The sequence below is a fragment of the Novipirellula sp. genome, assembly GCF_041583735.1.
Classification (GTDB): domain Bacteria; phylum Planctomycetota; class Planctomycetia; order Pirellulales; family Pirellulaceae; genus Novipirellula.
This window is the reverse complement of sequence record NZ_JBFHFD010000317.1, coordinates 1-9,435: the sequence shown is the minus strand read 5'-3', so window position 1 is coordinate 9,435 and position 9,435 is coordinate 1. Positions and strand designations below refer to the sequence as shown.

Genomic DNA, 9,435 nt, shown 5'->3' with positions numbered 1-9,435 from the left:
TGTGGACGCGTTTGTTGCTCAAATCCGGCAAACAATCTCGCCGCTGAACCGTGTGGGACTGTTTACGCCGCCGATTCCTAATATGTACCACCGGACCGCGGCGAAGTAGTACTGCTTTGCGAAGCGGACCCGCTATACTAACGCTCTTCCATCGGTGGATGAATACTGTTTGTTTTTATCGAAAGTCTGATTCATGAGTTGTGTAGTCATTTCTCGTCCTCACCTATTTTGCGTGTTCGTCGCACTCGTCGGCTGTTTGCCCTCGCCAGTGATCGCACAAGAAAGCGAGGAAGCGACGGAAACTGCGGTAAAAGCATCAGCGGTCGAGCCCAAATATCCGCTGAATGTGGTGGCGGACGCGAGCGATTTGTACGTGGTGGATCTTGATTTGCCGGGGGTTTGGAAGATTAGTGACGGCGAACGCAGCTTGTTCGTGCGAGGATCCAATTTGCTGCGTCAACCGATGAATCGTCCACGTTGCATCGTGATGCATCCCGAGTCCGGTATCCTGGTAGGCGATTCGGCGACGCGCGAGGTCTATCACATTGCGGAAAAAGATGCGGAACCCAAGCCGCTGTGCAACGCCCGCGTGGGGATCGCGATGGCCCTTGCGGTCTCGCCCGACCAAAAGACGGTCTACGTCGGTGATGCCGAAAAGCGATCGGTGTTGCGGTTCCCGGTCCAAGGCGGCGACCCCGAGTTGGTAGTTCGCGTTAACGCGCGAGGGCTAGCGTTTGATACCGATGGAAAACTTTGGGCCGTCACTCCCGATGCGGAAGCGATTCACCGAATTGATGTCGACGAAAAGAAAAGCGAAGCCATCGTTACGGGGCGTCCGTTCCAATACCCCAATGGCCTCGTCTGGGCAGGTGACCATGGCTTCGTGACCGACGGCTATGGCAAGACCGTGTGGAAGTTTACAGCGGATGGCAAGACCGAGACATGGCACGTGGGCGATCCGCTTGTCGGTCCCGTCGGAATTTCGCTGGGTGAAAACTCGCTTTTTATTGCCGATCCGAAACAGTTGCAAGTCTACGAATTCGATCTCGAAAGCAAACAAGTCAAGCCACGGATGTAAGGCGAAACGGCGATGAAAAACTTGAAACTTGTACTGGGTCTAGTCGTCGCTTTGGCGTTGGTCATCGTAGTGGTCTATTTTGTCAGGCGTTCCGGAGGTGAAGCCGGGGCGATAGCTGCATCAAGCCAAGCGAACGCTCGACTGCAAAAGACGCGAGACGCGCTGGCCGCCACTGAAAACTTTGAATCGGTGGCAGCAGACGAGGATTGGACCACGTTGTTCGAGGAGTCGCCCGAAGATGCGTCCATCGCACTGAATCGGGCGCTGAATCGCGTGTTGCGAGTGGACGTGTTGACGGAAAAGGCCAACAACTCGCTATTGGATGCGGCGGAAAAACAGACCGCGCGTAGCGAATTGCCGCAAGCGATCGATGCGGCGCGGAAATCGATCAAGGATTTCGCTGCCGTTGGCGACAACCCGGTGATCGCGGTGTGGCTGGAAAGCCGCGTCGATCTCCACGAAGCTTCGCTGTTGCCTGCGACGATGACTCGCACATTGCGTAAAGAAATCTTTGACCGGCTTGTTGCCGCAATCGAGGGCGATTTGGGGAAACGCCCCGAGTCGATCATCTTGGGCGGGCCGCTCACTCAGGTCTTGGACGAATTGGAGGACCCGATCGATGGTTTACCCAACGATGTGGGTAAAAAAGCCGCCAAAGCACTTGCGATTCTGTCGCACCAAAACGAAGACAATCTATTCATTGCGCTGCGAGCGGCCAAATTAAACCTTGCGATCCAATCCGCCGATGCAGCCGACGCGGTATCGCGGACGCTTCGCCTGGCACGCTCGATTGAACCTGCGCTGCGACGCCAAACCGAACCGATCGGCTTGACGCCTGACGAGTTGGTGGCTCAGATTCTTGCTGCGATCGAGACATCCGACTGGAACGCCGCAGAGAACCAAATGCTGCTGTGGTTCAACGTGCTCAACAGTACCGAACTGGTAAAAACGGATCGACGTCGTGCCGCACCGCATCCGCTGGATCGATTGAGTTTTGATTCGCTGCGACGCGTCGCAGCTGAAATCGCCGCCCAGTCGCCTGCAAAAATCGACGCGGCGCCGCTGCAATTCAACGGCAACGTCATTCTCGATTCAGCCGAGACCACGGCAGTCATGCCGGTCGATTTCGATTTGGATCTTGCTCCCGATGTTGCCGCCGCATCGGCCACAGGAACGCTGACGCTGATCAAGAACGATTCAGGGAAATGGAGCCCGTTTGCATCGCTTGAGCTTGGGATGCCTGTCGCCGGATTATTGGCAGCCGATTTGTTCATGGTCGACAGCAGCGATCCGAGTCGGATTCAAGTGAGTCAAACAAGCGGTTCCAGCGAAGCGGGAAACCAAGTCGTCTCAGGAGCTCGGCACAACACTGTGGTGACACTGGTCGCCTTTGGCAGCAACGGCGTCAAGCTGGTTGCCATCGACGGGCGAGCCGACACTGCGGAAGGCGATCGTTTGAAAGTCGTCGATAAAACAACGGGTCTTGAAGAGATCAGTGATGTCACGGCCGCAATCGCAGGCGATTTGGAAGGCGACGGCGATTTGGATCTGATGCTGGCGACTAAGAACCAGGGGCTGCGTGTGTTCGTCAATCGAGGCAATCGGACTTTCTTCGAAGCGGCCGCTACCGACACGGCAACCTCGCTATCGAAAACGACCAATATCATTGCCATGGAAATGGTGGATCTTGACCGCGATCTTGATTTGGACGTGGTGACTCTCAACGACGCTGGCCAAGTCGGCTTGGTCGAAAACCTGCTGCATCTGCAATTTCGTTATCGTGAACTCGCGGAGATTCCAAAGATCACCGCGGCTGACTCAATCGCGATCGACGACGTGGATGGCAATGTTTCGTGGGATGCCGTTGTCGGTTCTGCCGATGCCACTACGATCATTTATTCCCAAACCGCCGCCGCAGGCATTTGGACCGTGGACCATGTACAGACGGCCAAGCAAACGGGGGATGCGATGCTGGTTGGCGACTTTAACAACGACATCCTGGCCGATGTGTTGCGGTCGAGCGAATCATCCGCATCCGCGTATCGAATAGGAACGGCCTCCGATTCGCCCCTGCAAGAAATCGGGGAATCGCTGGGCGAAACTTCGCTTTGCATTGCCGATTTCAACGCCGACGGATTGCTGGATGTTGTGGGAGTCCGTGATGGCAACGCGTTGGTTTCGCTCAATCAAACCGCATCCGCAGGACATTATTTGAACGTCCGTTTTCGCGGGATCGACGACAACAATGCTAGCAGTGGGCGTGTGAATCATTACGCAATCGGTTCAGTCGTCGAACTGCGATTTGGCCCGCATTACCGTGCGGAAGTAATCCGCTCTCCCGTCACCCATTTTGGTCTCGGCTCGTTTGCAGGCTCAGCTTCGCTGCGAGTGATTTTTCCAAACGGATTAACGCAGACGATTCGTGACCCAAAAATTGACGCGTTGGTCGAAGAAGAACAGACGCTCAAAGGGTCGTGCCCGTATTTGTACGCATGGGATGGCCAACGGTATGCATTTGTGACCGATTGTTTGTGGGCCGCGCCGCTGGGGTTGCAAGTCGCCAACGGCGTCGTGGCAAAAGATCGGCCCTGGGAATATTTGAAAGTCGATGGCGATCATGTCCGCGAGCGTGACGGCAAATACGAACTGCGGATCAGCGAAGAACTCTGGGAAGTCGCCTACTTTGACCATGTTTCGTTGGTCGCGGTCGATCACCCACAGTCGATCGATATTTGGACCAATGAAAAAGTGGGGCCTGCGGAAATTGCGACACCGACGATTTATGCGTTCGACGATCAAAATGTGACAAAACTGAAGCACGCGGTGGACACCCGCGGTCGCGACGTCAGCGAAAAACTCACCAAGATCGACCAGGACTACGTGCAAGGGTTTGATCGGCGATTACGACAAGGATTGTGCGAGCCCCACTGGATCGATGTTGATTTTGGTTCCGAATTTATGCCGAAAGACTCTGGATCGAGCGAATCGATCTACTTGGTTTTGACAGGCTGGATCTTGCCGACCGACACATCGCTCAATATCCAAATTGACCAAAACCCGGAACTACAACCGATCGAGTTTCCTTCGTTGTGGGTTCCAGACGCGGAAGAGACGAGTGGATGGCGAAAAGCGATTCCGTTCGTTGGTTTCCCCGGCGGTAAGACAAAAACGATCGTGGTGGATGTGACCGACGCGATCAACCGCCAGGATCCTCGGATGCGGGTTCGCACTTCGGCCCAGATCTATTGGGACGCGGCGGAGGTGGCGGTCCAGTCCGAGCCAGCGGCCTATCAGACGCATTCGCTATCGCTAATCGACGCGAAACTTGACTACCGCGGATTTTCGAAACGAATCAAGGAATCGCCGCAGGCCCCGGAAACGTACGACTATGACCAAAGCAGCGTGTCGCCCAAATGGCCACCGCTGACGGGGCGTTTTACGCGGTACGGCGATTGTGCCGGATTGCTAGCGTCCTGGGATGACGCGATGGTGGTGATGGGCAGCGGCGACGAGATTGCGTTACAGTTCAGCGTGCCGGCCGACGCGCCGCCGTCAGGCTGGAAACGCGACTTTGTCCTGCACTGTGTTGGCTGGGACAAGGACGCCGATCTGAACACGCTGAGTGGGCAAAGTGCGGGGCCGTTACCGTTTAAGCAAATGAGCACCTACCCCCCCACGCGGCAGCAATCGGAACTGACCGACCAGACTGATCGTTTGAATGCCCCGCATCTCAATCGAGTGCACGATTTCCGGGCGTTTTGGAGCCGTCCGTGACGATTTTGCCGGGGTGATTCGAATTGGGGACGTAATCCCTAAAGGCTTGATCAAAGCCCCGATGAAACACGCAAGGCGTTTCTGAGGGGAGCGACCACTACGGCAACTCACGATTCTTTGCTATTCTTTGCGGCAATTTGCATGCGCTTGGTTTAGCAGCGTCTGGACGCAGCGATCTTTCCCTCTGGATTCGCCGCCACCGGATCGCCCGCAGCCCCGCGTGTCGGATTTCGAACCAACCTCCATCCCCCAACAACTCGGGAAAACTCCGTGCCTCGTCGAGACGATATCAAGAAAATCCTGCTTATTGGTAGTGGTCCGATCGTAATTGGGCAGGCTTGTGAATTTGATTATTCCGGTACACAAGCGTGTAAGGCTTTACGCGAAGAAGGTTACGAGGTCGTCCTGGTCAACAGTAACCCTGCGACGATCATGACCGATCCCGCGACGGCGGACTCGACCTACATCGAACCGTTGACGTGGCAGATGGTTGAAAAAATCATCGCCAAAGAACGCCCCGACGTCCTGCTGCCAACCCTCGGCGGACAAACCGGGTTGAACGTAGCGATGGATCTCGAAGCCAACGGCGTCTTGGAAAAATACGGCGTCGAGATGATTGGCGCCAACGCCAAGGTGATTGCCAAAGCGGAAGAGCGAGACCAGTTCAAAGAGGCGATGGAAAAGATCGGTTTGGACGTCTGTACCGGACGCACCGTTCATACCTTGCAAGAAGCTCGCGAGGCGCTCGCCGAGGTCGGTTTGCCCGCGGTCGTGCGGCCTAGCTTTACCATGGGCGGCTCAGGATCCGCGATCGCGTATAACCGTGACGAATTTGATTCGCTTGTCCAAAACGGGCTCGACCAATCGCCTGTCACTGAAGTGCTGATCGAAGAATCGATCATCGGTTGGAAAGAATACGAGATGGAAGTCGTCCGCGACCGTGACGACAACTGCATCATCATTTGTAGCATCGAAAACTTTGATGCGATGGGCGTTCACACCGGCGACTCGATCACCGTTGCCCCAGCCCAAACGTTGACCGACAAAGAATACCAACGGATGCGAGACGCTTCGTTGGCGGTCATTCGCGAAATCGGTGTCGAAACGGGCGGCAGCAATATCCAATTTGCGATCGAACCGAAGACAGGACGCATGATCGTCATCGAGATGAATCCTCGGGTCAGCCGATCGAGTGCCTTGGCCAGTAAGGCCACCGGATATCCTATCGCAAAGATCGCCGCCAAATTGGCGGTCGGTTATCTGTTGTGGGAACTTCCCAATGACATTACCAAGAAGACCAAAGCCTGTTTCGAACCGACGATCGACTACGTCGTCACCAAGATGCCACGCTTTGCCTTCGAGAAATTCCCCGAAGCCGATGCGACGTTGACGACGCAAATGAAGAGCGTCGGCGAGACGATGGCCATCGGACGTACGTTCAAAGAATCGCTGCAAAAAGCGATGCGTGGCTTGGAAGTCGGCGCCTTCGGTTTGGGATGTGACAACAAAGACACTTGGGGCACCGAGAATCAGTCTGACAAGGACGAGATCGTTGCCAAATTAAGCACGCCGGGTGCCGAGCGAATTTTCTACATGCGGTACGCGATCAAGGCGGGTATGTCAATGGAAGAGATCTATTCGCTCACTCACATCGATCCTTGGTTCCTGGATCACATGTTCCAAATCGTTGAAGAAGAGGACAGGATACGTGCAATCGGATCGATCGACTCGATGACTCGCGATGATTTCTGGCAAGCCAAGCGGTTCGGTTTCTCGGATCGCCAAATCGCCAAAATGACGTCCACCACGGAACTAAAAGTTCGTGCCAAGCGTTTGAGCCATGGTATCAAACCGGTTTTCAAGAGCGTGGATACGTGTGCGGCTGAATTCGAGGCCTACACCCCCTACTACTACAGTGCCTACGAGCACGAGGACGAGCTTCCACCACGTTCGGGGGACAAGAAACGCGTTATCATTTTGGGCGGTGGGCCAAACCGAATCGGGCAAGGGATCGAGTTCGATTACTGTTGCTGTCACGCTAGTTTCGCGTTGCGTGAAATTGGAATCGAAAGTGTGATGGTCAACAGCAATCCGGAAACCGTCAGTACCGATTACGACACCTCCGACCTGTTGTTCTTTGAACCGTTGACGATCGAAGACGTGCTGAACATCTGTGACGAGATCAAACCGGACGGCGTGATCGCTCAGTTCGGTGGGCAAACGCCATTGAATCTCGCTCGCGGACTTAAAGAAGCCGGCGTACCGATTATCGGGACAAGCGTCGAAACGATCGAAGCGGCCGAAGACCGCGAGTTGTTCCAAAAACTGGTCGAAGAGCTTGGGCTGCGTCAACCCCCGAGCGGCATCGCTCGCAACATGGACGAAGCGCGTCGTGAAGCGAAGAAGATTGGCTTCCCCGCACTGGTTCGTCCCAGCTTTGTACTCGGCGGACGTGCAATGGAAATTTGCTACGACCAATCGCAGTTCGAGCGGTACGTTGCCGAAGCGTTTATCGTGGCGGATGGGCAACCTGTCTTGATCGACCGTTTCCTCGAAGATGCCACCGAAGTGGATGTCGACGCCGTCGCCGATGGCACCGATTGCGTGATCATGGGGATCATGGAACACATCGAAGAAGCCGGCGTACACTCGGGTGACTCGGCTTGTGCGATTCCTCCATTCAGTTTGACTCAGCCGATCCTGGCGGAAATTCGCGAAACCACGAAGCGATTGGCGATGCGATTGAAAGTCATCGGTTTGATGAACATTCAATACGCGATCAAGATGGAAGATAACAAGCCGACGCTCTACATCCTCGAAGTCAACCCTCGTGCGAGCCGAACCGTGCCGTTTGTTGCCAAAGCGACGGGCGTTCCGGTAGCCAATATTGCGACCAAGGTGATGGCCGGCATCTCGCTGAAAGAACAAGGGGTTACCGAGGAACCGATTCCGCGTCACGTGTCGATCAAAGAAAGTGTGTTCCCATTCCGCAAATTTAGCGGCGTCGATATCGTGCTCGGCCCCGAGATGCGAAGCACCGGCGAAGTGATGGGGATCAGTGAGAAGTTTTCGCTCGCGTTTGCGAAGAGCCAAATCGCCGCAGGCTCGGTGTTGCCCGAGTCGGGCAAAATTTTCCTGAGCCTCGCGCCGCGGCACAAAGATTCGGTCGTGACCCTTGGCAAGAGCTTGTCCGAGCTTGGATTCGAGTTGCTGGCCACCAGCGGCACGGCTGCCAAGCTCGAAGCCGAGGGAGTCAACGTGACTCGCGTCAAAAAGATCGCCGAGGGGCACCCGAACTTGATCGATCACTTGAAAAATGGGGACGTTCAGTTGATCATTAACACTCCAAGCGGCAAGGGAGCACGCACCGACGAAGGCAAAATCCGTGCTGCGGCGGTCCAATCCGGCGTACCATGCATTACCACCGTGGCTGCGGCCGATGCCGCGATTCGAGCGATGACAGCGATGCGGGAAGGTTCGATGGAAGTCGAATCGCTGCAAACCCGTTACGCCCGATCGCTGTAATCAAATCGAGGCCTGTTTTTGCCACGCGATACGGTTTCCGCAAATTGCTTCGCCAATCTGCGAGACCGGTTCCACAATGAGTGATCCATGAGTGACGAGTCAGCCAATCCCAACGCATCGAATGATTCGGCCCGATTGTACGATCCGGGCGAGCTTCGATTGCTCGTTGTCGACAACGAAGCCGCCCACGCTCGGGCAATGACCGAAAGCCTGGAAAAGGTCGGCTACAAGTGCGAAGTCGCAACCAGCGGTCCCGAAGCAGCGAAGCTTGTTGAACGCGAGACCTACGACATCATCATCACCGACATGGTGATGAACGACGTCGACGGCATGGAGATTTTGAAACTCGCACGCAAACAGCTGCCTGATTGCGAAATCGTGATGGTGACCGGTCATGCGACCGTTCCGATCGCGGTCGAAGCGATGCAAAAGGGGGCGTTCAACTTCCTGGAAAAACCGATCACACCGGCGCGTTTACGGGCGATTGTTGAAAAAGCCGCCGACGCAGTCTCACTGCGTCGACAAAACACCGAGTTGATGCAGCGGCTCGATGAACGATTCGGCTTTGAAGGAATCGTCTACACCAGCGACAAGATGAAAGGCGTCATCGACCGATTGCGACGGATCGCCGTCACCGACGCGACCGTGTTGATCACGGGCGAAAGCGGGACGGGCAAAGAGATGATTGCCCAAGCGATTCATCAAAATAGTCCCCGCCGCAACAAACGCATCGTGGCGCTGAATACACGTGCAGTGTCCGAGAATCTGGTCGAAAGTGAACTGTTTGGTCATGTCAAAGGCTCGTTCACCGACGCCGTGGCCGATCGCGTCGGAGCGTTTCAATATGCCAACGGCGGAACGCTGTTTTTAGACGAAGTCGGTGACATGCCGATGAGCACGCAAATCAAACTGTTGCGGGTGCTCGAGGAAAGCCAGATCACTCGCGTGGGTGATAATAAATCGATCAAGGTCAACGTCCGCTTGATCTCTGCGACCAACCGACCACTGGAAGACATGATTGAAACGGGCGTGTTCCGCAACGATCTGTACTTTCGTTT

At 55.4% G+C, this 9,435-nt stretch carries 4 protein-coding genes; all 4 read left to right on the top strand.

Annotation, left to right across the window (positions count from 1 at the left end):
* The first annotated feature begins 193 nt into the window (after nt 1–193).
* Entirely contained in the window at nt 194–1,078 is an 885-nt protein-coding gene (locus ABX962_RS20990) for an SMP-30/gluconolactonase/LRE family protein (protein WP_372721999.1), read from the top strand.
* Nucleotides 1,079–1,090: 12 nt separating this feature from the next.
* Complete coding sequence (locus tag ABX962_RS20985) at nt 1,091–4,852, top strand: CRTAC1 family protein (RefSeq protein WP_372721997.1); 3,762 nt, start codon at nt 1,091–1,093, stop codon at nt 4,850–4,852.
* Between the two features lie 270 nt (nt 4,853–5,122).
* On the top strand, nt 5,123–8,377 hold the full coding sequence (gene carB, locus ABX962_RS20980) for a carbamoyl-phosphate synthase large subunit (RefSeq protein ID WP_372721995.1): 3,255 nt from the start codon (nt 5,123–5,125) through the stop codon (nt 8,375–8,377).
* An 87-nt stretch (nt 8,378–8,464) separates the two neighbouring features.
* Nucleotides 8,465–9,435, top strand: a 971-nt coding sequence (locus tag ABX962_RS20975) for a sigma-54-dependent transcriptional regulator (RefSeq protein WP_372721993.1), incomplete at its 3' end; no start/stop codon positions are given.

Bases quoted from the DNA above. Each gene is read 5' to 3' on its own strand.
- ABX962_RS20990 (WP_372721999.1), top strand. From the start codon at position 194: ATGAGTTGTGTAGTCATTTCTCGTCCTCACCTATTTTGCGTGTTCGTC.
- ABX962_RS20985 (WP_372721997.1), top strand. From the start codon at position 1,091: ATGAAAAACTTGAAACTTGTACTGGGTCTAGTCGTCGCTTTGGCGTTG.